At 70.5% G+C, this 24,007-nt stretch carries 23 protein-coding genes; 4 read left to right on the top strand and 19 right to left on the bottom strand.

Annotated features, from left to right (window positions below; all coding sequences use genetic code 11):
- Positions 1–46: 46 nt before the first annotated feature.
- Positions 47–373 carry a hypothetical protein gene (locus BST44_RS29550; RefSeq protein ID WP_142274472.1) on the bottom strand — a complete coding sequence of 109 codons (327 nt, stop codon included), beginning with the start codon at positions 371–373 and terminating at the stop codon, positions 47–49.
- A 215-nt stretch (positions 374–588) separates the two neighbouring features.
- On the opposite strand from BST44_RS29550, the gene BST44_RS12115 reads away from it, so the two are divergent.
- Positions 589–948 (top strand): SHOCT domain-containing protein, encoded by a 360-nt coding sequence (locus BST44_RS12115; protein WP_083177360.1) that lies wholly within the window; start codon positions 589–591, stop codon positions 946–948.
- Here BST44_RS12115 and BST44_RS12110 read toward each other — a convergent pair.
- From BST44_RS12110 to BST44_RS12075, 7 genes are all read right to left on the bottom strand, one after another.
- Entirely contained in the window at positions 925–1,884 is a 960-nt protein-coding gene (locus tag BST44_RS12110; protein ID WP_083177359.1) for a LysR family transcriptional regulator, read from the bottom strand. The genes BST44_RS12115 and BST44_RS12110 overlap by 24 nt on opposite strands.
- 377 nt (positions 1,885–2,261) lie before the next feature.
- Entirely contained in the window at positions 2,262–2,738 is a 477-nt protein-coding gene (locus BST44_RS12100) for a hypothetical protein (RefSeq protein WP_083177358.1), read from the bottom strand.
- Positions 2,731–4,095 carry a molybdopterin-dependent oxidoreductase gene (locus tag BST44_RS12095; protein WP_244184800.1) on the bottom strand — a complete coding sequence of 455 codons (1,365 nt, stop codon included), beginning with the start codon at positions 4,093–4,095 and terminating at the stop codon, positions 2,731–2,733. The genes BST44_RS12100 and BST44_RS12095 overlap by 8 nt, the downstream gene beginning before the upstream one ends.
- A gap of 51 nt (positions 4,096–4,146) precedes the next feature.
- Positions 4,147–4,869 carry an SDR family NAD(P)-dependent oxidoreductase gene (locus BST44_RS12090; protein WP_083177357.1) on the bottom strand — a complete coding sequence of 241 codons (723 nt, stop codon included), beginning with the start codon at positions 4,867–4,869 and terminating at the stop codon, positions 4,147–4,149.
- 89 nt (positions 4,870–4,958) lie between these two features.
- Positions 4,959–5,696 (bottom strand): SDR family oxidoreductase, encoded by a 738-nt coding sequence (locus BST44_RS12085; RefSeq protein WP_439330715.1) that lies wholly within the window; start codon positions 5,694–5,696, stop codon positions 4,959–4,961.
- Between the two features lie 46 nt (positions 5,697–5,742).
- Positions 5,743–7,149 (bottom strand): fatty acid desaturase family protein, encoded by a 1,407-nt coding sequence (locus BST44_RS12080; RefSeq protein WP_083177355.1) that lies wholly within the window; start codon positions 7,147–7,149, stop codon positions 5,743–5,745.
- A gap of 16 nt (positions 7,150–7,165) precedes the next feature.
- Positions 7,166–8,263 (bottom strand): ferredoxin reductase, encoded by a 1,098-nt coding sequence (locus BST44_RS12075; RefSeq protein ID WP_083177354.1) that lies wholly within the window; start codon positions 8,261–8,263, stop codon positions 7,166–7,168.
- 269 nt (positions 8,264–8,532) lie between these two features.
- Between BST44_RS12075 and BST44_RS12070 the strand changes: the two genes are divergently transcribed.
- Positions 8,533–9,381 (top strand): DMT family transporter, encoded by an 849-nt coding sequence (locus BST44_RS12070; RefSeq protein ID WP_244184799.1) that lies wholly within the window; start codon positions 8,533–8,535, stop codon positions 9,379–9,381.
- 43 nt (positions 9,382–9,424) lie between these two features.
- Here the strand turns inward: BST44_RS12070 and fadD1 are convergent, their stop codons facing one another.
- The 9 genes from fadD1 to BST44_RS12025 are packed head-to-tail and all read right to left on the bottom strand — an operon-like array spanning position 9,425 to position 18,475.
- On the bottom strand, positions 9,425–11,029 hold the full coding sequence (gene fadD1, locus BST44_RS12065; RefSeq protein WP_083177353.1) for a fatty-acid--CoA ligase FadD1: 1,605 nt from the start codon (positions 11,027–11,029) through the stop codon (positions 9,425–9,427).
- A complete protein-coding gene (locus tag BST44_RS12060) occupies positions 11,026–12,627 on the bottom strand; it encodes a flavin-containing monooxygenase (RefSeq protein WP_083177352.1) in 1,602 nt (533 codons plus the stop codon). Before BST44_RS12060 ends, fadD1 begins: the two co-directional genes overlap by 4 nt.
- Complete coding sequence (locus BST44_RS12055) at positions 12,624–13,580, bottom strand: alpha/beta hydrolase (protein WP_083177351.1); 957 nt, start codon at positions 13,578–13,580, stop codon at positions 12,624–12,626. Before BST44_RS12055 ends, BST44_RS12060 begins: the two co-directional genes overlap by 4 nt.
- Before the next feature lie 30 nt (positions 13,581–13,610).
- The gene (locus BST44_RS12050) at positions 13,611–14,012 is read right to left on the bottom strand and encodes a Zn-ribbon domain-containing OB-fold protein (RefSeq protein ID WP_083177350.1); all 402 of its coding nucleotides are present in this window, start codon (positions 14,010–14,012) and stop codon (positions 13,611–13,613) included.
- A 2-nt stretch (positions 14,013–14,014) separates the two neighbouring features.
- A complete protein-coding gene (locus BST44_RS12045) occupies positions 14,015–15,217 on the bottom strand; it encodes a thiolase family protein (RefSeq protein ID WP_083177349.1) in 1,203 nt (400 codons plus the stop codon).
- Entirely contained in the window at positions 15,214–15,669 is a 456-nt protein-coding gene (locus BST44_RS12040) for a MaoC family dehydratase (RefSeq protein WP_083177348.1), read from the bottom strand. Before BST44_RS12040 ends, BST44_RS12045 begins: the two co-directional genes overlap by 4 nt.
- Positions 15,666–16,178 carry a MaoC family dehydratase gene (locus BST44_RS12035; RefSeq protein ID WP_083177347.1) on the bottom strand — a complete coding sequence of 171 codons (513 nt, stop codon included), beginning with the start codon at positions 16,176–16,178 and terminating at the stop codon, positions 15,666–15,668. The genes BST44_RS12040 and BST44_RS12035 overlap by 4 nt, the downstream gene beginning before the upstream one ends.
- Positions 16,175–17,293 (bottom strand): acyl-CoA dehydrogenase family protein, encoded by a 1,119-nt coding sequence (locus BST44_RS12030; protein ID WP_083177346.1) that lies wholly within the window; start codon positions 17,291–17,293, stop codon positions 16,175–16,177. Before BST44_RS12030 ends, BST44_RS12035 begins: the two co-directional genes overlap by 4 nt.
- A 3-nt stretch (positions 17,294–17,296) precedes the next feature.
- Positions 17,297–18,475 (bottom strand): acyl-CoA dehydrogenase family protein, encoded by a 1,179-nt coding sequence (locus BST44_RS12025; RefSeq protein ID WP_083177345.1) that lies wholly within the window; start codon positions 18,473–18,475, stop codon positions 17,297–17,299.
- Positions 18,476–18,739: 264 nt separating this feature from the next.
- Between BST44_RS12025 and BST44_RS30400 the strand changes: the two genes are divergently transcribed.
- A complete protein-coding gene (locus tag BST44_RS30400) occupies positions 18,740–18,904 on the top strand; it encodes a hypothetical protein (protein ID WP_167380193.1) in 165 nt (54 codons plus the stop codon).
- A gap of 13 nt (positions 18,905–18,917) precedes the next feature.
- Here BST44_RS30400 and BST44_RS12020 read toward each other — a convergent pair whose 3' ends face one another.
- Positions 18,918–21,599 (bottom strand): FHA domain-containing protein, encoded by a 2,682-nt coding sequence (locus tag BST44_RS12020; protein ID WP_083177426.1) that lies wholly within the window; start codon positions 21,597–21,599, stop codon positions 18,918–18,920.
- A gap of 330 nt (positions 21,600–21,929) precedes the next feature.
- On the bottom strand, positions 21,930–22,964 hold the full coding sequence (locus tag BST44_RS12015) for an alpha/beta hydrolase (RefSeq protein WP_083177344.1): 1,035 nt from the start codon (positions 22,962–22,964) through the stop codon (positions 21,930–21,932).
- Between the two features lie 184 nt (positions 22,965–23,148).
- On the opposite strand from BST44_RS12015, the gene BST44_RS12010 reads away from it, so the two are divergent.
- A complete protein-coding gene (locus tag BST44_RS12010; RefSeq protein WP_083177343.1) occupies positions 23,149–23,994 on the top strand; it encodes an SDR family NAD(P)-dependent oxidoreductase in 846 nt (281 codons plus the stop codon).
- The last annotated feature ends 13 nt before the right edge of the window (positions 23,995–24,007 follow it).

Below are 24,007 nucleotides of genomic sequence, written 5' to 3'. Positions count from 1 at the left end.
GAGCAGATGATAGGGAAGCCGCGGGCGGTCCCGCCCGCAACGCCCGCTACGGGTCTTGCGGGGCGGGAATCGGTGCGGCGTGTTGCGGGTCGCCCGCGACGTTCGGCGGACGCGGGTGGGGCTTGTGGCAGTTGCGTGTGCAGCCACAGTTGAGCCCGATGATGCAGCCACCCCCACCCGCGGGTTGCACGGGCAGGGCGCCGCCCGGAGTCGGCGGCGGCGCGGGCGTCACGCCCGAAGAACCCAGGGTCGCGGCAGAAGCGGGGGTCGCCGCCCTGGCGGTGGCGTCACCGGGCGACCAACCGAAGGCCAGAACCAGCGCGGCCCCGCAGGCGCACAGTGCCGCCGCCGTCCTGGTCTGTAGGTTCCCCATGCCTTTTCACTGTAGTTACCCAACGCGCGACGCGCAGACCAGCCGCCGGGTTGAAAGAACATTCAAAGAAGTCGCCAAGAATCCTCCAAGGCCGGACCGCGACGGTGAGGTCGACCGGCGCCCGTTGGGATCGGTAGCGGCGCGGGTGGTCTGGACTTGGCCCACCAGTTACCACCGCTGCCGCCGGCGGCGAACTATAGGGAGGTACACCGCGGATGAAGAGCAAGGTCGTCGTGCTGCTGGCCGGCGGGATGCTGGCGCTCGTGCTGCTGACCCGTTATTTCGCGCTCAGCCGGGCCGGGGTGCCGCTGGGATGGATGCTCTACCTGGGGCTGCCGATCACGGGCGCCGGCGTCCTGTTCGCGTTGCGGCTCGTCGACCTGGGCGCCGGGTGGACCACCAAGGGCGCCACCCTGCGGCAGACCGGCGGCATCCGCGCCCACCCGGCGGCGCTCCCGCTGCCCGATCCGACGCTTTCCGAGCGCCTCACGCAGCTCGAGGACCTGCACGCCAGCGGCGCCATCTCCGACACCGAGTACAGCGCCCGGCGGCTACAGATCATCGCCAACATGTAGCTCGGGCGCCCCCTCCAGGGCGGCGACGAGATGGGCGAGGTCGCGCCGCCGCGACGCGGCCGCCCACGCCACCCAGGTGCGGCGCACCAGCGGACGCCCGGCCAGAGGAAGCCAGCGCACCGAGTTCGGCAGCGGGTCCAGCCGCCCGGCCGGCGCCAACGCGAATTTCCCGCCCGCACTGACCGCGGCCACCTTCACCTCGGGCAACAGGTCCTGGTCGTAGGATTCCGGCGGCCCGGGCTCGATCCCGTGGCTGCGCAACACGGCGGTCAGTTCGTCGTACCAGGCCGGGCTGCCGCCGCGGGGAAAGCCGAGCCAGTGCAGACCGGACAATCGATCGAGGCGCACCGTCCCGTCGACGGTTTCCATGGCGTCGGCCTGCTCCACCGCGAGCAACACGCCCAGCGGTTCCTCGATGGCGATCGAGACGTCGAGACGCCCACCGACCGGCCGTTCCCGCACCAACCCCACGTCCAGCTCCCCGTCGTGCAGCGCTTCGATCTGCCGGGCGGTCGGCAGGTGGCGAATCTCCACCACGGTCAGCGGGAACGCCGCCGACAACGACGCGAGCGCCCCGGCCAGCGGTTGCGGCGGCAACTCGAGCGGAACGCCAACCCGCAACGAGCGCCCGACCTGCGCCGAGTGCTTGGCCATGGCGGCGAGCGCCTGGTCGTAGCGGGCGATCACCGCCCGCGCCTCGCCCAACAACGTCATCCCCGCCGCGGTGGGCGCCACGCCCGCGCTGCTGCGGGTGAACAGCCGCACGTCGAGGTGCTTCTCGAGGGCCTGGATCGTCTGGGACAGCGACGGCTGGCTGAGGTGCAAGCGACGCGCGGCGGCCGAGAGTCCCCGCTCCTCCACCACCGCGACGAAGGCGCGCAGATCCGAGATGTCCATGCCGTACTCCAACACGACGCGCACCGGCCGCTGTTCCATTGCGGCCTCCGATGACGCCCATCGCGCATGGAAATGAGCGCCGGCGTCGCCGGCGGCCCGGCATCCGGTTGCATGGGAGGATGCCCCGCGCCGACCCGCAACCGGTCACATGACCGCCGCCGAGACCACCCGGCCGCTCGAAAACTATCGACGGTCCGGGCGCACCTTCACCGCGGCCGGCGTCTCGTCATTCGTGATCGACGACGGCCCGCGCGGCGCGCCCCCGGTGCAGGCGTGTGGGGTGCGCGCGACGCGATGCTCCCCTGGCGACGCTACGGCGTCGCGGCCCAGCGCGCCGTGGGCGCGGGAGACCCGGTGCTATTGCCCGCCAAGCATTTTCTGCAGGAGGACCACCCCGAGCAGATCGCCGCGGCGGTTCATCGCCCGGCGACGCGCACTGCGTAGATCGCGGCGCTGACCCCGAACATCGCCGCGGTCAGCAGCAGCCAGCGGCCGAGAAACGGATCCTGGGTCTGGCCGGTCGCGGCCACATACGTGGCGGCGCCCTGCTTGATGATGCCGGGCAGGAACACCAGCAGCGTCAGGCCCGCACCCAGCGCGGGCACCCGGATGTGGTTGAGCACGGGCACGCCGCGCGGCGCGAGCCGGTCGGCGGTCCGCGACAGCAACCGGTCGAGTAGCGCGTAGATCGGGAACAACAGCAGGTCGTGGGCGACGATGGCCGCGGCGAACCACACGATGATGGACTGCCACCACACCGCGGGGTTCCACAGCGCGACCGGTCTGATGGTGGCCACCTCGTAGGCCAACAGCGCCAATCCGGCGATCAGGGTCAGCAGATGCAACGGGCGGGAACCGTACAGCTTGACGAAACCGCTTCGCGCGCTATGCATTCGGGACCGCCCGGAAGGCTATCGACTCCACCCACTTGGTGTTGTGCACCCCGGGTAGCGCCGGCACGACGATGCGCGCCGGGAAGCCGTGGTCCGGGGACAGGTCGCTGCCGTTGACCCGCAAGGCCAGCAGGGCGTCGGGGTGCAGCACCTGGCTTTGTTGCAGCGTCGCACGCCCGAACGCGCCCGAGCGCTCCAGCGACGAGACGAACGCCGACTCCGGTGCGGCGACGCCGGCCAGTCGGGCCAGGTCCGCCAGTCGCACGCCGGTCCACGTCTGGGTGGTGGACCAGCCTTCCACACAGGCGATCGGCAGCACCGCGGTGTGCTGCGGCATCGCCAGGAGCGCGGAGCGGTCCAGGACGACGGCGCGGGGCCCCCCGGTCAGCGTGAGCCGCCAGCGCTCGCCGGTGTTCCCGGCGGAGATGCCGGCAACGGACGCGGTCCGGTTGACCTCGAAGTCGTTGGGTCCGCGCCCGCGGGTGCGCCCCCGCGGCAGCAGCAGTGCGGCGGGCCGGGCGTAGCCGCCCAGCGTCTGCCCCGCGGTGATGACGGCCATGAACACCGCGCCGCCGCCCACCAACGCCAGGGCACCGCGGCGACTCATCGTCGCGGGCTGCGGGTCCGCGGCGACCAGCCCGTCGGGCTCCCACCGTTCGGCCCGGGTCTCCGCGCGCCCGGTGCGCAGCACGTCGCGCGCCGAGATCGAACGCAGGCCGGACCACATCGTCGGGATCTTGATCGCGATATGCACGACGAATCCCGCGATGAACACCCAGGCGCCGAAGTAGTGCGCGGTGTAGAAGCTGAACCCGAAGATGTAGTCGTACTGGATGTTCAGCACGCCCGTGACGATCTCGAAGAGGATGCCGCCGACCAACATCAGCAGCGAAACCCGTTCCAGCAGTTGGGCTATGGACCGGGCGGGGGGCCAGGCGAACAGCCGCGGTATCACCGACCACAGCTTGGCCAGCACCACCGGGATCAGGACCAGCCCGAGCCCGACGTGCAACCCCTGGGTCAGCCGATACAGCCACGACGGATTGGTCGGCCAGTCGAACGTCGGCAGCTTCAACCACCCGACGTCACCGGGGATGGCCTGGCCGAACCGCGGGCCGTAGGCGATGTAGGACAGCAGGCCGGTGAGGATGACGATCGGCAGCGTCACCAGCAGCACCAAACCGAACACCGATGTCAGCCACGGCCCCCGCAGCGGGCTGCGCCACCGCTGGGCCCGCTCGACCCCGGGCGGCGGGTGCGCGTCCAGCGCCCGCCACAGCCGCGCGGGAAACCCGTAGCCGCCGGAATCGGCCGGCTCGGTGTCATGGCTGTCGGGCTCGCGGATGCGGCGCATCATCGATGATCATCCACGACCGGTCGGCGAAAAAGGTTCAGATTCGGCGTCTGTTCAGACCGCGGCACCGCCGCCGTCGACGTAAAGCGTCGAGCCCGTCACGTAGCTGGCCCGCGGTGACGCCAGGAACAGCACGGCCTGCGCGATCTCGGCCGGGCGCGCGGTGCGGCGCAATGGGAGACCGGTGCCGATGTCCTCGATGGACTCGCCCCACTCCGCCAGGACGCCCGCGGTGCGGGTGGGCCCCGGCGAGACGCTGTTCACCCGGACACCGTGCGGGCCGAATTCGGCGGCCCACGTGCGCGTCAGCGACGCCAGCGCCGCCTTCGTCGCCCCGTAGACCGACGCGCCCGGCATGCCCTTGGCCGCCGCCAGCGACGTGACGTTGACGATGCTGCCGCCCCCGCGGGCCATCATGCCCCGAGCGAGCGCGGCGACCAGGAAGTAGGCCCCGCGCACGTTGGTGTCGAACATGACCCCGTACGAGGCCGGATCCTGCTCCACGGTGGGTGCGACCGGGAAGGCGCCCGCGTTGTTGACCAGGATGTCCACCGAAACTGCTTGCTCCACCAGCTCGGCGACGGAATCCATGTCACCGAGATCGGCCCGGACGAACCGGACCTTGCCGTCGATTTCGGCCACCGCCCGGGCGCCGCGCTCGGCGTCGCGCCCGGAGATCACCACCTCGGCGCCCTCGCCGGCCAGCAGGCGGGCCGATTCCAGGCCGATGCCCGCCGTACCACCGGTCACCAGCGCGATCTGAGATTCGAGTTCCATGTCCACATTCAAGCGGCGGGCCGACCGGAACAGTCCGCGAGAGCCATTGGCGTCACCGATGCCGTCGATCGGCGATCCCGATGACCCGTTCAGCCCTGGACGGTCGGCCGGATCGTGATGTCGCCGATCTCAACGTCGTGTGGCTGTTCGACGGCGAAGGCGATGGCACGCGCGACAGCGGCCGGGGCCAGGCCGAAGTCGGTCATGTTGCGCCGGATCTGCGCGCGCACGTCGGGGTCGTCGATGGAGTTGTCGAGTTGCGTGTCGACGAACCCCGGTGAGATCGACGTGGTCCGGATGACGCCATCGGTCGATTCCTGGCGCAGCCCTTCCATCAACGTGCGAACGGCATTCTTGGTGGCGGCATAGACCGCCATGGTGGGGACGATCTTCAGCCCGGCGGTCGACACCGTCGTGACGAAGTGGCCGCGTCCCTGGCGCCGGAACACCGGCAGCGCCGCGGCGATTCCGTGCAACACGCCCCGCACGTTGACGTCGATCATCGCCGACCACCCGTCGACGTCGAGATCTGACATCGGCCCTACCTTGCTGATCCCGGCGTTGCTCACCAGGACGTCGAGCCGGCCGAACCCGTCGGCCGCCGCGGCGACGAGGCGCTCGAGGTCTTCGCGTCGCGAGACATCGGTCTCGCACGTGACGGCTTGTCCACCTCGGTCGCGTATCCGTCGTGCGGCCTCGTCGAGCCGATCGACCCGCCGGGCGCCCAAGACCACCCGCGCTCCGCGCTCGGCGAGCAAAAGGGCCGTCGCCTCCCCGATGCCACTGCTTGCCCCGGTGATGGCCACGACCTGCCCGTCGATTGTCACCGGGCAAAGGCTACTCATGGGCGCGCGGCGCGGCGGTCCGGTGAGATCAGTCCTTGCCGCGGGGCGGCGGTTGCACCTGGACGCCGGTGGCCTGGTGTTCGGGGCCCGCGGCCGGGTGTTCGGCGGGGACCCGGTCACGGAACCGGGTGCTCTCGCTCGGCCGCTCGGGGTCGGGCCGATGGACGTTGCCGTGGTAGGGACCGGGCTTCGGCCGGGGCTTTCCTCCCGGGAAGGCCAGCCGGAAGATGCTGCGGTGCACCATCGCCCACTGCTTGCCGAACCGGCCCGAGTTGTACGGCAACTCGTAGCGCTCGCAGATCTCCTTCACCTGCGGCGCGATTTCGGAGTAGCGGCTGCTCGGCATGTCCGGGTAGAGGTGGTGCTCGACCTGATAGCCGAGATTGCCGCTGACGATGTGGAACAACGGGCTGCCGTCGATGTTCGCGGCGCCGAGCAGTTGGCGGACATACCAGCCACCGCGCGTCTCGTTCTCGGTTTCCTCCTGTGTGAACGTGTAGGCCTGGTCGGGGAAATGGCCGCAGAAGATGATGGCGTGCGCCCACACGTTGCGGATGACGTTGGCCAGCGCATCGGCGGTCAGGGTGCGCAGGTAGGTGCTCTCGACGCCCGGCGCGATTTTGTCGAGGAAGTTCGCCGCGGCGCCGACGCGGCGACCGCTCGACACCCTGCGCAGCCTTCTGGCGACGCGGGACTGCGCCGGCTGCTCGAGCCGGCCGCGCATAGCCAGCTGGGTGAGGGCGAAGGCCCCGGCGCTGATGGCCGGCCAACCGAGGTAGTCCTTGTAGATCTGTGCGCGCGCCTTGACGCCGATGCCCCGCAGGTCCTTGCGCACCTCCGACCAAGGCTTCTCGCGTTTGCGTATCGCGTCGATGTCCATGTCGTGGACGGCCACACCCCACTCGAACAGGAGCGTCAGCAGCAGGTTGTAGATCGGTTGGCCCAGGTAGCGCGGAGCCCATTTCTGGTTGGGGTCGATCCGCATGATCTCGTAGCCGAGATCCTTGTCCTTGCCGAGGATGTTGGTGAATGTGTGGTGGATGTAGTTGTGGGAGTGCTTCCAGGACTCGGCGGTCGACGCCGTGTCCCAGTCCCACACCGAGGAGTGAATGTCGGGATCGTTCATCCAATCCCATTGACCGTGCATCACGTTGTGGCCGATCTCCATGTTCTCCAGGATCTTGGCCATGGACAGGCAGGCGGTGCCCAGCAGCCACGCGGTCTTCGACCGCGACGCCAGCAGCAGCACGCGGCCGGCCACCACGATCTGCCGCTGCGCCGAGATGACGTTCTTGATGTAGCGGCGGTCGCGGTCGCCGAGGTCGGCGAAGACCTCGTCGTGGATCGCGTCGAATTCCTTCGCGAGCTTTTCCAGTTCTTGTTCCCCCAGCCGAGCGAGCGGTGACTCCCCGGCTTTCTTCACGGCAGTTGTCACAGGCCGCTCCTTTCGATCACAGTGCGAGCTCGATGTCGCCCTCGGCGGTGTTGATGCAGATTCGAACGTCTTGCCCGGTTGGTTCGGTCACGTCACCCGAGCGCAGGTCTCGCAGCTTGCCCGACTTGAGCGTCCCGACGCAGGTGTGGCAGATGCCGATGCGACAGCCGAACGCGAGGTTGAGCCCGGCCTTCTCGCCGGCCTCGAGAATCGATGTGCCGCCGTCGCATTCGACTTCCTTGTCGCTGTCGGAGAAGCTGACCGTGCCGCCCTCGCCGGCGTTGGCGTCGCCACCGATCTTGGGCTGGAAGCGCTCGAAGTGCAGGCGGTCCCGGTCCCCCTTGTCCTCCCAGTGCTCGATCAGCGCGTCGAGCATTTCTCCGGGGCCCGAGCAGAACGCCTCGCGCTCGCGCCAGTCCGGGCAGACGTCGTCCAGGTCGCCGGGCGTGATTCGCCCCTGTTCGGAGGTGAGGCGCAGATCCAGCCGCATCCCCTCGTGGCGTTGCTCGAGCTCTTCGAGGGCGGGCAGGAACATGGCCTGCTCGCGCGTCCGTGCGGAGTGAATGACCACCGCGTCGCGCAGGTCATCGCGATGGTCCAGGTCACGCAGCATGCTGATGATCGGGGTGATGCCGCTTCCGGCGCTGATGAACAGCAGCTTGTCCGGCAACGGCTCCGGCAGGGTGAAGACGCCCTCGATCTCGCCCAGCCGCACCAGGTCCCCCGGCTGGATCTTGTGCACCAGATACGGCGACACGACACCGCCGTCCACCCTCTTCGGTGTGACGCTGATCAGTCCGTCCTCGGGCCTGGGATCCGAGGTCAGCGAGTACGCGCGCCAGTGGTAGACGCCGTCGATGACCACGCCGAGGCGCACGTACTGGCCGGGCTTGTGGCCCGGCCACTCGTACCCCGGCCGAATCAGAACGCTGGCCGCTTCCGAGCCCTGCGCCTCGATGCCCTCGACCTTGCCGCGCAACTCCTTGGTGGTCCACAGCGGGTTGATCATCTCGAGGTAGTCGTCCGGCTCCAGCGGGCTGAACAACCGCCGCACCGCTCGCAGGAACAACCGGCGTCCGCGTGGGACCCGAGGCTCGGCACCGCGTTCAGCCATGCCGCCAGAGTACACAGTTGTACACCCACTTTAAACGTTCCATTTGAATGCGCTTGCAGCACAGATATTTGATAAAAAAACCGCAACCGCGACAATCACGCACGACCGTTCACTGACGTTCGTGGGGTCCGAGCCGGGGCTGACGCCATGTGTACTCCTGACTTGCCCGGACGGCCCCTCGCCCAAACATTTGTTCAGAGGTTTCTCAGGCGCCCGCCCGCCCGGTGGCCCGCGGGCGCGCACCGACGCCGACGCCTATTGTTCGACGTGTGCTGATCGGCTTCATCCTCGCGCTTGGCTGCTCGGTCTGTTACGGCACGGCTTCGGTGCTGCAGGCGGCGGCGACGCGATCGGTGGAGGCCGGGAGCGGCTCCGGCGTCGACACCGTGCTCTTGCTGCGCGCCGCCCGGCAGTGGCGCTACCTTGCCGGCGTCGGCCTGGACGCGCTCGGATTCGCGCTTCAAGTGGCGGCGCTGCGCCTGGTGCCGATCTACGTGGTCGCCGCTGCGCTGGCCGCCTCGATCGCGGTCACCGGCATCGCGTCCGCCTGGTTGCTCTCGGCGCGGCTGTCGCGGGCCGAATGGACCGCCGTCGGCGTCGTGTGCGCGAGCCTGGTCGCGCTCGCGCTGGCGGCCGGTCCCGGGCACTCCCGGCGCGCCCCGGCCGGCCTCGGCTGGGCGCTGCTGGGTGTGGCGGCCGCGGTATTCGTCGCGGGCGCGCTGGCGGGCCGGCTGCCGGACCGGCCGCGCGCACTGGCGTTGGGGCTGGCGGCCGGGACCGGCTTCGGGATCACCGAGGTGGGCGTGCGGCTGATCGACGTGATCGATCCGACCAAACGCGCCTTCTATGCCAATCCTGCGCTCTACGCGGCGGCCGCGGGCGGGGCGGCCGGTTTCCTGCTGCTCACGTCCGCGCTGCACCGCGGATCGGTGACCTCGGCGGTGGCGGGGATGGTGGTCGGTGAAACCATCGCGCCCGCGTTCGCCGGGGTGGTGTGGCTGGGCGACAGCGCGCGCGACGGCCTCGGCTGGCTGGTGGTGGCGGGTTTCGCGGTCGCCGTCTCGGCGACGCTGGTGCTGGCCCGATTCGGGGAAGCGCCCCAAGAGGTCGCCACCTAGTTCATCGCATGGGGTTTATCGCATGGGGTTCATGGCGTGAGGTTTATGGCATGGCGTTCATGGCATGGGCTTCCATCGCGGGACGGTAAGTGGTGCCGCGCGCCCGCCGGGCCCACAGCACCCCGCCCTCGGCGCTGGCGCCCGCGGCCATCAACGCGCGCTTGAGGATCTTGTTCGTCGCGGTCGTGGGCAGGTCGGCGTTGATGCGCACATACCGCGGCCAGGCCTTCGGCGACAAGTCCGGTTGCGCCGCAAGAAACTCGGCGAACCCGTCGGGCGTCAGGCGCGCCCCGCTCCGCAGGACCAGCGCGGCCATCACCTGATCGCCGACGCGGTCGTCGGGCACCGCGTAGACGGCGACCTGGCTCACCTCAGGCAGGCGTCCCAGGATCCGCTCGATCGGCCCCGCCGCCAGGTTCTCGCCGTCCACCCGCATCCAGTCCGCGGTGCGGCCGGCCAGGTAGATCCAGCCGTCGGCGTCGCGGTAGGCCAGGTCGCCCGACCAATACATGCCGTGCCGCATCCGCTGCGCGGTGGCCGCCGGATCGTTGTAGTAGCCGACGAACGGGCCCGCACCCTGGGTGTTGACGAGCTCGCCGACCGCGTCGTCGAAGTTTGTCAGCGCCCCATGTTCGTCGAATTCGGCGACGGCGCACTCCCGCAGCGTGGTCGAGTTGTAGATGCTCACCCCGGGATACGGCCTGCCGATCGATCCGGGCGGGGTGCCGTCCTCGCGGACGACGATCACGGCGAACTCGCTGGAGCCGAAGCTGTCCACCACCCGGCAGTCGAAACGCCGTGCGAATTCGGCGATGTCACGATCGGTCGCCTCGTTACCGAACGCGACCCGCAGCGTGTTGTCCGCGTCGTCGGGCCGCTCGGGGGTGGACAGGATCAACGCGAGGGGCTTGCCCACATAGTTGAGGTACGTCACGCGGTGGCGACGCACGTCGTCCAGGAACCGTGACGGCGAGAACCGGGCCGGGACCATGGTGGCCCCGGCGCCGATCGCCACCGCCCATCCGGCGGCGACACCGTTGGAGTGGAAGAGCGGCATCGACAGGTAGCAGACGTCGTCGGCGGTCACGTCGTATTGGAAGATCAGGCTGGCACCGCACATGACCGCCATCGCGTGCGCGAGGCGAACGACCTTCGGGTCACCGCTGGTGCCGGAGGTGAAGATCATCATCAGCGTGTCGCCCCCGGCGACCTCGCGATGCGGAACCAGGCGCGGCGCGGTCGCCACCAGCTCGGCGTAACGCCCGCCGGTCACGTCGAGGACCTGAATCCCGTTGAGGTCCAAGCCATCCAGCAGGGCACGGTGTTCGGGGTCGACGAGCAGCAGCTGGCAGTCGGATCGCCGGATGTCGGCCAGCAGCCCGGCGCCCCGCCGCGTCGTGTTGATCCCGCACAGCACGTAGCCGCCCAGCGCAGCCGCGGCCATGGCGCGCAGCATCGCCGGGGAGTTGGGCAGCAGCGCCCCGACGTGCAGCGGCCGGGCGGGGTCGGCGAGGGCGATCAGCGCGGCGGCCTCCGCCTCGGCCTCCGCGAGGTGTTCCCGCCAGGTCCACGTGCGCTCGCCGCACGCCAGCGCCGGGGTGTCGTCGTCGCGACGCTGCCGCAGCAGCTGCTGAACGGTTTCGATCATCGGGTCGTCAGCACCAGCCCGGCGTAGTCCTGGCGGGCCACCTCGTCGCAGTGCCGCCGGTAGGTGCCGAACCCGCCGGCGTAGGGCATGAAGACGCGCTTCTTGCCCGCGATGTTGGCGCCCAGGTACCACGACGAGGCCGCCTTCGGAAAGAGCGTCCGCTCGGCGGCCGTCGCCACGTGGTCGGTCCACGCCCCGGCGGCGTCGCGGCGCGGTTCCACCTCCGTCACCCCGAGGCGGCGGGCCGTCAACACCAGGTCGATGACCCAGTCGACCTGCACCTCGGCGTGCAGCACCATGTTGGCCAGCACCGACGGGCTGCCGGGGCCGCTGATGGTGAACATGTTCGGCAGCCCGGGCACCATCAGGCCGAGAAAGGTCAGGGGACCGTCGGCCCAGATGTCTTGCAGCCGCACTCCCCCGGGGCCCACCGGGTCGATGCGGGTCAACGCCCCGGTCAGTGCGTCGAAGCCGGTGGCGAAGATCAGCACGTCGCAGGGGTAGAACGCGGCGCCGGTGCGCACGCCAGCGGCGGTGATCGCGTCGATGGGCTCGCGGCGCAGGTTCACCAGCGTGACGTTCTCACGGTTGAACGCGGCGTAATAGCCGCCGTCGGTGCAGATCCGCTTCGTCCCGATCGGGTGGTCGACCGGGATGAGGTCGGCGGCCACAACGGGATCCGCGACGATTTCGCGGATGCGTTCCTCGGCGAACTCGCGCGCGATGTGGTTGGCGGCAAGGTCGGAGTTCTGGTCGGGGAAGGTCTTGGCGAACAGCACGCCGCCCTCGCGCCAGCGCCGCCAGAGCGCTTCGGCGCGTTCCCGCGGTTCGGTGTCCACCGCCTTCTTGTGGTACGTACCGTGCGGGGTTCCCGCGGCCGCGTAGGCCGAGGCGCGGCGGCGCTCGGGGTACCGCTCCCGGATCTGTCGTTGCTCCTCGGGTGTCCAGGGGCGGTTGGGCATCGGGATGCTGTAGTTCGCCGACCGCTGGAACACCACCAGCCGGTCGGCCTGCGCCGCGACGATCGGAACCGCCTGGATGCCGGAGCTTCCCGTGCCGATCAGGCCGACCCGCTTGCCGCGCAGGTCGGGGTCCTCGCGCGGCCACGCGGCGGTGAAGTAGGCCTCGCCCGCGAAGTTGTCGACGCCGGGGATGTCGGGGCGATTGACCGCCGAGAGGCAGCCCGTCGCGCAGACGAGGAACTGCGCGGCATGGGTCTGGCCTTCGCGGGCGCGGACCCGCCAGCGGCCCCGCTCGAAGGCGGCGCCGACGACGTCGACCCCGAACCGGTAGTGCCGGCGCAGGTCGAACCGGTCGGCCACGTGGCTCAGGTAGGCGAGGATCTCCGGCTGGGCGGCGAATCGTTCGCTCCACGTCCAGCTCTGCTGGAGTTCGTCGTCGAACGAGTAGGAGTAGTCGACACTTTCGACGTCGCACCGGGCGCCCGGGTACCGGTTCCAGTACCAGGTGCCGCCCACGTCGGGCGCCGCCTCGAGCCCGAGCACCGACAGGCCCGCCGACGCGGCCCGGTGCACGGCGTAGAGCCCGGCGAATCCCGCGCCGATCACGATCACGTCGGCTTGCGTCTCCGGGTTCATGTCGACTCGCAGAAAGCGGGCTGCAGGAGGGCCCGCAGGTCGGCACAGATCATGTCGCGCGCCGAGTCCGCGGGCGGGAACGACGGGATGGTCAGGAAGCCGTGAAACAGGCCCGGGAAGTCGCGGTGCACGACGGGCGTCCCCGCGTCGCGCAGCCGGCGCGCGTAGTCGCGGCCCTCGTTGTGCAGGGGATCGAGGCCGGCGGTGACGATGACGGCCGGCGGCAGGCCGGCGTGCGACGCCGCGCGGGCCGGCGCCACCAGGTGCGGGGGGTCGAAAACCGTTTGTGCGCCGACATATTGGGCCCAATACCAGCGCATCGCGGCGCGGGTGAGGAAGTGGCCGGTGGCGCAGCGCCGGTAGCTGTCGGTGTCGAAAGCCGGCTCGATGACCGGATAGATCAGGAGCTGCGCGGCGGGCCGGGCGGCCGCCCGGTCCCGACACAGGATCGCGGTCACCGCGGCGAGGTTGCCGCCGGCGCTGTCGCCGGCGATCGCGGTCCGCGCCGGGTCGATGCCGAGCTCGGCCGCGTGGTCGACCACCCAGCAGAACGCCACGAAGGCGTCCAGCGCGGCCGCCGGCGCCGGGTGTTCGGGCGCGAGGCGGTAGTCGATCGACACGACGACGGCCGCGGTGCCGCGGGCCAGGGCGCGGCAGAAGCCGTCGTGGGATTCGATGTCGCACACCACGAATCCGCCGCCATGGCAGAACACGACGGCCGGGCGGCCGCCGCGCGGCTCGCCGTGCGGGTGGTAGACCCGGGCGGGGATGTCGCCCCCGGGGCCCGGGATCGTGCGGTCTTCGGTGCGGCGGACGTCGTCGATGTTGGTGACGGGCCGGCGCCGCCGGGCGACGGCGGCGCGGGCCTGGGCGGCCGTCATGGTCTCGACGCGGGGGAAGCCCGCGTCCAACTCGCGCAAGAGCGCCCGGACGCCGTCAAAGGGATCGTCCATCTGACGCCTCCGCCCGCGTCGGTGGGCCGCTCACGCCGGCCGGTACTTCACTAGGGTGATTCCGTCTTCGGGCAGATCGTAGAACACCGGCTCGACCCGCATGCCGATATGGATGTCGGCGGGATCGACGTCGACCAACTCGGTGCTGAACTTCGGTCCGGCGTCCCACTGCACGACCGCGGGCAGCTGCGGCAGCGCGTCCGCCCAGGGCGGGCCGGTGGGCCGGCGGGCGACCGTGTACGTGTACAGCATTGCGGCGCCGTCGATCTCGCGCCATTCCAGGTCGTCGGCGAATGTTCCCGGCGCGAGGGTGCGCGGGTAGAACACGTAGCGCCCCAACGACGGCGAATACTGCACCAGGATGCGGTGCGCGGCCAGGCCGTCCCAGAAGGGCCGCGACACCGGCGTGGGCTCGGGAACGGGGATGTCCATCGCTAGTCCCCCCGCATCAGCAGCGCGACCTGCTCGCTCATGATGCCGCCGTTGCCCGTGACGAACGCGGTGTGGCAGTCGGGCACCTGCGCGGCGCCGGCCCGGCCCATGACCTGTCGCGCGCCGTCGACGACGTGGTGCATGCCGCCTGCCATGCCGGCCTGCCCGAAGGACAGCTGGCCGCCGGCCGTGTTGAGCGGAAAGTCGCCGCGGTGGGTCAGGTCGTGCCCGGCGACCCACGACATCCCGTGGCCCTTCTCGCAGAAGCCGGCGTCCTCGAGGCTCATCAGCACGGTGATGGTGTAGCAGTCGTAGATCGACGCCATGTCCACCTCCGACCGGTCCAGCCGCGCCATCGCGAACGCCCGGTCGGCGGCGCGGGCGATCGGGGTACGCAGCAGGTCCTCGGCGTACGTGGGGGTCTTGAACGCGATGTGTTCGCCGAAGCCCCTGATCCACACCGGGCGGTGGCGACCGCGCCGGGCGAGGTCGGCGTTGGCGATCAGCACGCCCGCTCCCCCGTGCACCCGCATCACGGTCTCCAGCATGTGGATCGGGTCGGCGATCATCGGGCTGGCCAGAACGTCGTCCACCGTGATCGGGGCGCCGTGGAACACCGCGCCGGGGTGGGCGCACGCGTTGAGGCGCTGGTCGACCGCGATCTTGGCCACCGCGGCCGGGTCGTAGCCGAACTCGGCGGCATAGCGCTGCGCGATCTGCGCGTACGGCGCGTTCTGGCCGACGTTGCCGTACGGGATCTCGAATTCGGCCTGCGGGGACCCGTAGTTGTTCGACGAGGCCCCGTACCAATTCGGCGCCGGCGGGGGCCGCTTCTCGGACTGTGGCTGCGAGGTCGAGCCGGGGACCACGGCCAGCACCGCGTCGCAGATGCCGAGCTCCACCGCGGCCGCGGCCCGCCAGATCATGCCCGCCGCGGTGGCGCCGCCGAGGTCCACACGCTCACCGAAATCCAGTGCCAGACCGAGGTATTCGCACAGCGTGGCCGGCGCGAACATCGCCGACTCGGCGATGCCGTGGGTGAGCAGGCCGTTGACGCGGGTGGGGTCGACGTCCGCGTCCTCGATCACCGCCTTCGCCAGCAGCGCGTACTGGTCGAGGGTGAACAGCGGCGGCCCGGTGGGGCGCCGCTGTGCCGGCAACTCGGCGATGCCGACGATCGCGGCCTCGCCGCGCAGGCCGGTCACCGATCGGCCTCGCGAGGCGTCGCCCGTCGCGGCAGTTCGACGGTCGCGGTGCCGGGCATCAGCACCGTCTCCCCGCGCCGCCCGGCGACGTCGAGCTCCACCAGCCCGGCGCCCCCGTCGGAGAGGCGTTTACCGGTGACCGTGCCGCCGAAGCTCAGCGGCTGGCCTGGATGGGCGACCGCGCGGTTCTGGACGGAGAAGGACACCAGCCGCCCACGGCCGCCGATCCAGTCGCCGATGGCCCGGCCGAGCAGCGCCGCCTGCAGCGGGCCGTGGACCAGCACGTCGTCATACCCTTCGACCGTGCGCGCCCAGTCCTTGTCGTAATGGATGCGGTGGCCGTTGTAGGTGGCGGCGCTGAAGAAGAACAGCTGCGTCTCGTCGACGGTCACGGTGAGCTCGGGCAGCCGCTGGCCCACCTCGACGTCCTCGTAGAAGACTTGGTCGGTCATGGGCGCTCCCAGGGGCGGGCGATCATCGACGTCGAGGCCTCGGCGAGCAGGTCCCGGTGCTGGTTGCGGTAGACCGTGTGCCAGGTGACCAGGACGAATCTGCCTGAACGGCCCTGCTTTTCGACGATGGAGTCGACGGTGCGCACCATCGCGACGTCGTCGCGGTGGTAGGCCGGCAGGTGGAAGGTGAAGCTCTCCCCGCCGGCCATCCGTTTGGGGGCCCGGGGGAACGCGAGGCTGCCCGAGATCGCGCCGGAGGAGCCGTCGGGCCGCAGCGCCTCGAGGTGCGTGACGCCGAGCACGGCGTACTGCAGGAACAGCGGCGGGCAGATGATGTCGCGAAAGCCGTTGGCCCGGGCGTAATCCGGGTCGAAATACAGCGGGTTGTGGTCACCGATCGCCGCGGCCCACCGCTGCCAGTCGCGCCGGTTCACCTCGCCCGTGGCACTCGCGGCGACGGTCCCGACGCGCGAGGCGGACTCGGCGTCGATCAGGCTGTCCTCGTTCACCGGGTCTCCTGTGCGTTCAACGTCTCCTCCAGCCATCCGGCGGCGACGTCGGCGCCGCCGCCCCACGTCGAGCCGAGCCGGGCCCGCTCGCTCCACAGATGCAGATCGGTCTCGGTGACATAGCCCATGCCGCCGTGTAATTGGTGGGCGTCCAGCGTGATCGACCGGGCCGCGGTGGCCGCGTGCATGCGCGCGATCGCGGTCTCCCGGGTCGCGGTGCGCCCGCGTGCGATCCAGAAGACCGCCGCGTGCGCGGCCAGCCGCGCCGCCGCGAGCGCGATGTGCATGTCGGCGACCAGGTGCTGGGCCGCCTGGAAGGACGCGATGGGCCGGCCGAACTGGTGGCGCAGCGTGGTGTAGTCGACGGTGCGGTCGATGACCGCCTGCCCGACCCCGACCAGGTCGAGAGACCCCAATGCGATCGCCGCGTTGGCCAGCCGGCGCAGCGCGGTCCCGGTGGCCTCGCCGAGCAGCGCCCCGCCGTCGACCACGACGTCGTCGAAGCGCACCGTGAACGCCCGCTGTCCGCCCGCCATGGCGAGCGGCTGCACGCTCACGCCGCTTGCTCGGGTGTCGACGGCGAAGGCCAGCGTATGGCGTTGGGCCGCAGCCGAAATCACGATGATGTCGGCGACGTCGGCGTCGGCGACGTAGTCCGCGGCGCCGTTCAGCCGCCATCGCTCCGGCGCCGGGTCGGCGCGCAGCGGGGCCGACACGACGGCGGCGTCGCGCGCGTTCCAGAGCGCGGTGGTGCCGCGGGCCGCGCCGCACGCCAGCGACGGCAGCCAGGCGGCCTTGGCGCCCGGGGAGCCGAGCTGGTCGACCGCGAGCCCGGCCTGGATGCTGCTGTGGACCGTGGTCGGGCACAGCGCGCGGCCCGCCTCGGTGTAGAACACGGCGAGATCGTCCAGCGACCCGCCCGAGCCGCCGTGTTCCTCGGCGAGGGCCAGCCCGAAAACGCCGGCGTCGGTCAGCGCCTTCCACAGCGCCGGCGTGCGGCGGTCCGCGTCGGGTTCGTTCAGTGCGCGCACCAACTCCACGGGGCTCTCGGCGGCCAGCACGGCCCGCAACGACGAGGCGAACGCGCGCTGCTCGACGGTGGGTATCGCCCTCATGCGTCAGCGGCCGTAGCTGGGCATCTTGTGCCCGCGCTGGGCGATGATGTCGCGGAGCACCTCGTTGGTGCCGCCGCCGAAGCGCATCAGGGGCGCGGCGCGGTAGAGCCGCTCGAACGTGCCGGCCAGCGGCGCCTGCGGGTCGCGGTGCGCCAACAGACCGTCCGGGCCGAGCAGGTCCAGGGCCAGCACGGCGATGCGTTGGCGCAGCTCGCTGGTGAAGACCTTTTCGACACTGACCTCCACCGAGGGGATGACGCCGCTGTCGAGGATCGATGCGGCCTCGTAGCCCATCAGCGTGGCCACCGCGACGTCGGCCTCGGCCTGCGCCAGCCGGCGCCGCAGCGACGGGTTGTCGGCGGCCACCGTGCCGTCCCGGCGCGGGGTCCGCGCCAGCGCGCGCAGTTCCTCCACGGCGCGACGCAGGTCGCCCGCGTTGGTCAGCGCGCCGCGCTCGAGGTCGAGCGCGCCGGTGATGTACGTCCAGCCGCGATTGACTTCGCCAACCAGGTTGCCGACCGGCACCCGCACGTCGCGGAAGTGCACCTCGTTGGTGCGGTAACCCGACCAGGCGTACAGGGGGCGAATCTGTATACCCGGGCTGTCGATTGCGACGATGATGACCGAGATGCCCCGGTGCCGCACGGCGTCGGGATCGGTGCGCACGCAGAGCCATTCGTGGGTGGCGCGCTGCGCCCCGCTGTTCCAGATCTTCGTGCCGTTGATCACCCATTGCTCGCCGTCGCGGACCGCGCTGGTGCGCAGGCTGGCCAGGTCGGTGCCGGCCTCGGGTTCGGAATACCCGACGGCGCAAACCATTTCACCGCGGGCGATCAGCGGCAGCCATTCGGATTTGTTCCGCTGGGTGCCGTGCCGCATGATCATCGGCGCGACCGAGGTGACCGTCAGATCGGGGCCGGGAACGCCCCAGTATTCGAATTCGCTCATCAGCAGGTGCAGGTGGACGGCGCCGAGCCCCAGACCGCCGTACTCGCGCGGCCAGTTCAGCCCGAACCAGCCCTTCTCCCCGATCCTGCGACGGAACCTCGCCACCTCGCCGCCGGGCAGCTCCAGGTCGTGCTCGGCGAGCTCGGCCCGCAGCTCCGGGGTGACGTTGTGGTGGAGGAAGTCGCGGACCTCGGCGAGCCAGGCACGCTGCCCGGCGTCGAGTTCGAAGTCCATTCGGGCCCCTTTGCCTTTCTGCGAACCTTTCCACCGGGCAGCGTCAGCGTAACGCCACCCCCAGAATGGGCCCGGGATTTCGCCGTGCCGTCAGTCGCGGCGGACGGCAGGCGCGGACAGGGACCCGACTGTAAATACGCTGTCAAACTCCCGTTAATTCGCATCGCCGCTCTCGCAGATATGTGGCCGTGCTGCGAAAATTTGTGAATCGGCTGGTCGACGTGGACCAGGACCCTTGCCCGGCCGCAGCCCGAGGGAGATGTCATGCCCACTGTTGAGACGCGCCTCCGCGACGACTTGCGCAACTATGCCGTCGAACTGAGGCAGCTGGCTTACACCCTTCCGCTCGGCGTCGGCGAGCACAGCCTGCTTCAGTTGTCGGACCGCATGCGGGCCGCGGCCGACCAGGTCATCCGCAAAGGAGCCTGACCGCCCAGACGCCTCAGCCGCCCCTGAGCCGGATCTTCCAACGCACGAAGCCCAGGTAGAACAGGCTGATCAGCACCAGCATGGCCGTGTCGAACCACCACGCGCCCGGGGTGTGCCGCCAGTGCGAGTCCTTCGGGCTGAGCGGGCCGGGCACCAGCTTGGTCAGGTCGGCGGTGGAGGCCGAGGCCGCGAACCCCCAGCGCGCCGGCGTCGCCCAGGACATCTGGTCCAGCCCGAGCCGCCCGGTCACCGGGATCATGCCGCCGGAGAAGACCAGCTGCGACATCACCGCCACCACCAGCAGCGGCATGATCTGTTCGTTCGACTTGGCGATGGCCGACAGCGCCAGCCCGAGCATCGCCGAGGCCACACACGTCAACGCGACGTCGGCGAACAGTTCGAGGCCCGGCCGGCCGAGTGCCACCGCGCCCTGGGTGGGGCCGCCCTTGCCGATCAGCACGATCACCGTCACGATCGCCGACTGGATGACCGCGAACACCGTGTAGACGCAGACCTTGGCCAGCAGGTAGGCGCTGGTGGACAGGCCGACCGCCTGCTCGCGCAGGAAGATCGGGCGCTCACCGATCAGGTCGCGGATGGTCAGCGCGGTGCCCATGAACACCGCGCCGACGTTGAGCAGCACCAGGATCTGCCCGGGCTCGTTGGGCGCGGCGCCATAGGGGTTGGGGATGCCGAACCCGACGGTGCCGGGGACCGACATGGACAGCGAACCCATGATGAAGGGCAGCACCGCGAGGAAGACGAAGTAGCCGCGGTCGGAGAAGATCAACCGGACCTGCCGCCGCGCGATCGTCGAAAACTGCCGGAACAGGCTGGTGTGCGACGGGTCGCCCAGGTCGGCGGGCTGTTGCGCGGGCGGTGGTGGGGGCTGCGGGCCGGTGCGCGCCAGATACCGCGCCTTGGCGCCGTCCGGGTCGCCCGCGACCGTGCTGAAGATGTCGGCCCAGTTCGTCGTGCCCATGGCCGGCCCGATCTGGCCGGGCGGCCCGCAGAAGGCGGTCTTGCCGCCGGGGGCCAGCAGCAACACCTGGTCGCAGACGTCCAGGTAGGTCAGCGAGTGGGTGACGACGAGCACCACGCGACCCGCGTCCGCGAGCTGGCGCAGCATGGTCATCACCTGACGGTCCAGCGCCGGGTCCAGCCCGGAGGTGGGCTCGTCCAGGATCAGCAGCGACGGGCCGGTGAGCAGCTCCAGGGCGACCGAGGCGCGCTTGCGCTGGCCGCCCGAGAGCTTGTCGACCCGGGTGTGCAGGTGCTGGGTCATCTCGAGTTCCTCGAGCACCCGGGCGACCACCTGCGCCCGGTCGTCCTTGGTGGTGTCCGGCGGCAGCCGCAGCTCGGCGGCGTACATCAACGCCTGCTGCACCGTCAGCTGCCCGTGGACCACGTCGTCCTGGGGCACCATGCCGATCCTGCTGCGCAGCGACGCGTACTCGGCGTGCACGTTGTGGCCCTCGAACGCCACCGTTCCCCTGCTCGGGTGCGTGTACCCCGCGACCAGCCTGGCGAACGTCGACTTGCCCGCGCCCGAGGGTCCGATGACGGCCGTCAGCGTCCCGGGCTGGGCGCCCAACGAGATGTCGTCCAGCAGCGTCTTGTCGTTCTCGATCGTCCACGACACGCTGCGCACGTCGAGGCCACCGGTGGGGGTCGCGGTCGCGCTCTCGTCGCGGCGGGCCAGCGTGCCGCCGGCGAAGACGAGGTCGATGTTGCCGATCGTGACGACGTCGCCGTCGTGCAGCACGGCGGAGTCGACCCGTTGGCCGTTGACGAAGGTGCCGTTGATGCTGCGGTTGTCGTGGATCTCGGTGCCTTGTGGCGTCGGGATCAGGGTGGCGTGGTGGCGCGAGGCCAGCACCTCGGGAATGACGATGTCGTTGTCGTTGGCGCGGCCGATCTTGATCGCGCCCGGCGCCGATTCCGTCGCCCGGCCCGGCCGCAGGATCTTCATCATCGACGTCGCGATGTTCGACGCGTCACCGCCGACACGCCCGGTCTCCGGCGCGGCCGGGCCCGGGACCTGGGCTGGCGGGACCTGCATGGGCTGTGAGCGGTAGATCTGCGGTGCGTGTTGCGGCGCGCTGTGCGGCGCCGCCGGCTGGCCGCCGGTCGGGTATCGCGGCTGGGGCCCCGACGGGTGGCTCGGCATCGATCCGCTCGGCGGATGAATCGGCATGGAACCGCTCGGCGGGGGGACGGGCTGCGGCCCACTGGGCTGGCGGAACGAGGCGGACGCCGGCTGCTGGGGCGGGCCGGGCCAGTGCGCGCCGGGCGGCTGGGCGTGGGGCGCTCGGGGGCTCGCCGCGGTGGCGGGGTTCACGATCGGTATCGACGTCGTCAGCGGCGGCCGCCCGGCCGTGCCCTGGTGGCGGCCGACCTCGAAGGTCAGCGCCGGACCGTCCGGATTGCCGATGTTGACGCGCGTCCCGTCCTGAATGTCGACGGTGGGCACGCGCTGGTGGTTGACGAACAGCCCATTCAGGCTGCCGTTGTCGATCGCGATCCATCGGCCCTGGTCGAATCGGACGATCAGGTGAGTGCGGGAGATCAGGGGATGGGCCACGCGCACGTCGGCCCGAAGGTCACGCCCGATCGCTACGTCGTTGCCCGCGGCGAACGTGCGCTCGGATCCCTCGTACCGCACGGTCAACACGGGTGGGGTTGGTCGGCTCATCACGACCAACTGTATCGGCAGCCGCGCCAATCGGGACGGCGAATATGGACCGGTCCCCGGCCACGCGCCCCGGTGTGTTGCGCCGGCGCCGTTTCCGCAGACCGGCGGGCGGGTAGCCGCCGCCCATACCCGAGAGTGACGGCGGTTTTGCCGACGACGCCGCCGTCGCCGATGCCGTGGAGCAGCGGGGTGCCGCTCGAGGCTTCCGCGCCCGACTGGCTGGAGTAACGCGAGACGGCGGTGAGCAACCGTGCGCCTGCGGGGCGCGAGCGGTAGCCGCGCCGGCCGATGATTCGAATCACCCTGCGGTAGACCGTGTTCGGGGTTCGGTCAGCCCACCGCGGTCGCGGGCAGGCCACGGCGCCAAGGCTCGCGCGCCGCGGTGACGTCTTTGATGAACTCCCCGATGTAGCGGATGGCCCGCCTGCCTTCGGGCAGGATGTCGGCCGCCAGCGGGAAATCGTGAATCTGTCCGTCCCACAGGTGCAGGTCGCACGGGATTCCACTGGATTCCAGGCGCTTTGCCATCAGCTCGGCATCGGGAAGGAGCAACTCGTCGGAGCTGGCGTGGATGGTGACCGGCGGCAGGGAAGACAGGTCGGCGTCCACGGGCGAAGCCACGGTGGAATCGCCGCGACCCTCCAAAAGCTCTGCCTGGCTGAGGTATTGGGCGAACATCGACAGCGCGCCGCGGGTGAACATCGAGCACTTGCGCGCGTTGCGGTGCTTCAGCTTCCGGACCGGGTCGGCATCGGTGAACGGTGAAATGGTGGCGATCCCGGCAGGCCTCATCATCTCGCTCTCGATGGCCAGCAACGCCGTCATGAACGCGAGGTATCCCCCGGCCGAGTCGCCGGCTATCACCACCTGTGCGCCATCGAAACCGCGGTCCTGCAACCAGCGAAGCCCGCTCAGCCCGTCGTCCACCGCGTCGGTGATGCGATGCGAGGGCAGCTTGCGGTATCCGACGGTGAGCACGGCGGCGTCGGCCGCCTTGGACAAACGCGTGACCACCGAGCGGTGGGTGTTGAGGCCGCAGGTGAGGAAGGCGCCGCCGTGCAGATACAGGATTGCCCGGTCGGTCGAGGCGCCGGGCGCGCAAACCCACTCGGCCGCACAATTTTCCAGCCGTACCGGTTCGATGTTCGCCGAGATCCCGAAACGCGGCACCAATCCCGCGAGACCGTCGACGTATTCGAACGGCCAGTGCAGGTTGGGAGTGAACGCCCACGCGCGCACCGTGTTCTTCACGATCAGCCGGCTGGCCATCGACACGGCGAACGATTGCGGGCTGTGGCGGTGGTGGACTCGCCGTTTCATTGCGCCGCTTGGCAATACACGACGTGGAGCGATGGTGCTAACCATTGCAAATCCCTCCTAAGTGCGGAGGGAATACCCCTCCGCGGCCAGGAAAAACTGCCGGTGAAGGCCCCGCGAATGTTGGGTAGATCACGGTTTACCGCGGCTGGCCGCTGGGTATAGGACAGGTTTCGGGGGTGTCGCCCGCCCGGGGAGTGCCGCATTTGGCCGGTGGCCCAAGATATGAGCGATGAACGACGAAACTTGCGCTGACGCGCTGTTGCGCGACCGGGTGGCCGTGGTGACCGGTGGTGGGGGCGGCATCGGCGCGGCCACCGCCCGACTGTTCGCCCGACACGGCGCGCACGTGGTCATCGTGGACATCGACGACGGGCTCGCCGCGCGGACGGTCGACGACATCGCGGCCTCCGGCGCGTCGGCCGTGGCGGTGGTCACCGACGTTCGGGACGCGGCCGCGGTCGACGAGCTGGCGCGGTCGGTGCTGGACCGCTACGGCCGGGTGGATGTGCTGGTGAACAACGTGGGGCACTGGCTGCGGCATCCCGGCAACTTCGTCGACACCGACCCGCAGTTCTGGGACGAGCTGTACCGGATCAATCTGCAGCACGTCTTCCTGGTCACCCGCGCGTTCCTGCCGGCGATGGTCGCCCGGCGGACCGGCGCCGTGGTCAACGTGTCCTCGATCGAAGGCCTGCGCGGCTACCCGGAAGATCCGGTCTATGCCGCCTTCAAGGCCGCCGTCATCCACTTCACCCGCAGCCTCGCGGTGCAGGTGGGCTCGCACGGGGTGCGGGTCAACGCCATCGCCCCCGACGTCACGGAATCCCTTCAGGTGCCCTACTCGCGGTGGCTGTCGGCCGACGAGCGGGCGCAATGGCCCCAGTGGGTTCCGGTCGGCCGGATGGGCGTGCCCGAGGATCAAGCCCGCGTCATCTTGTTTCTGGCCTCGGAGTTGTCGGCGTTCGTCACGGGCCACACCGTTCCGACCGACGGCGGAACCGGCGCGGCGGGCGGCTGGTTCCGCTCGTCGCGCCGGCCCGACCGCGAATGGACGAATCGTCCCATCGCGCCCTGACCCGCCCGGGCAG

The organism is Mycobacterium scrofulaceum, assembly GCF_002086735.1.
Taxonomy (GTDB): Bacteria; Actinomycetota; Actinomycetes; order Mycobacteriales; family Mycobacteriaceae; genus Mycobacterium; species Mycobacterium scrofulaceum.
Note: the sequence above shows the minus strand (reverse complement) of the source record. Positions and strands in the feature narration are given on the sequence as shown.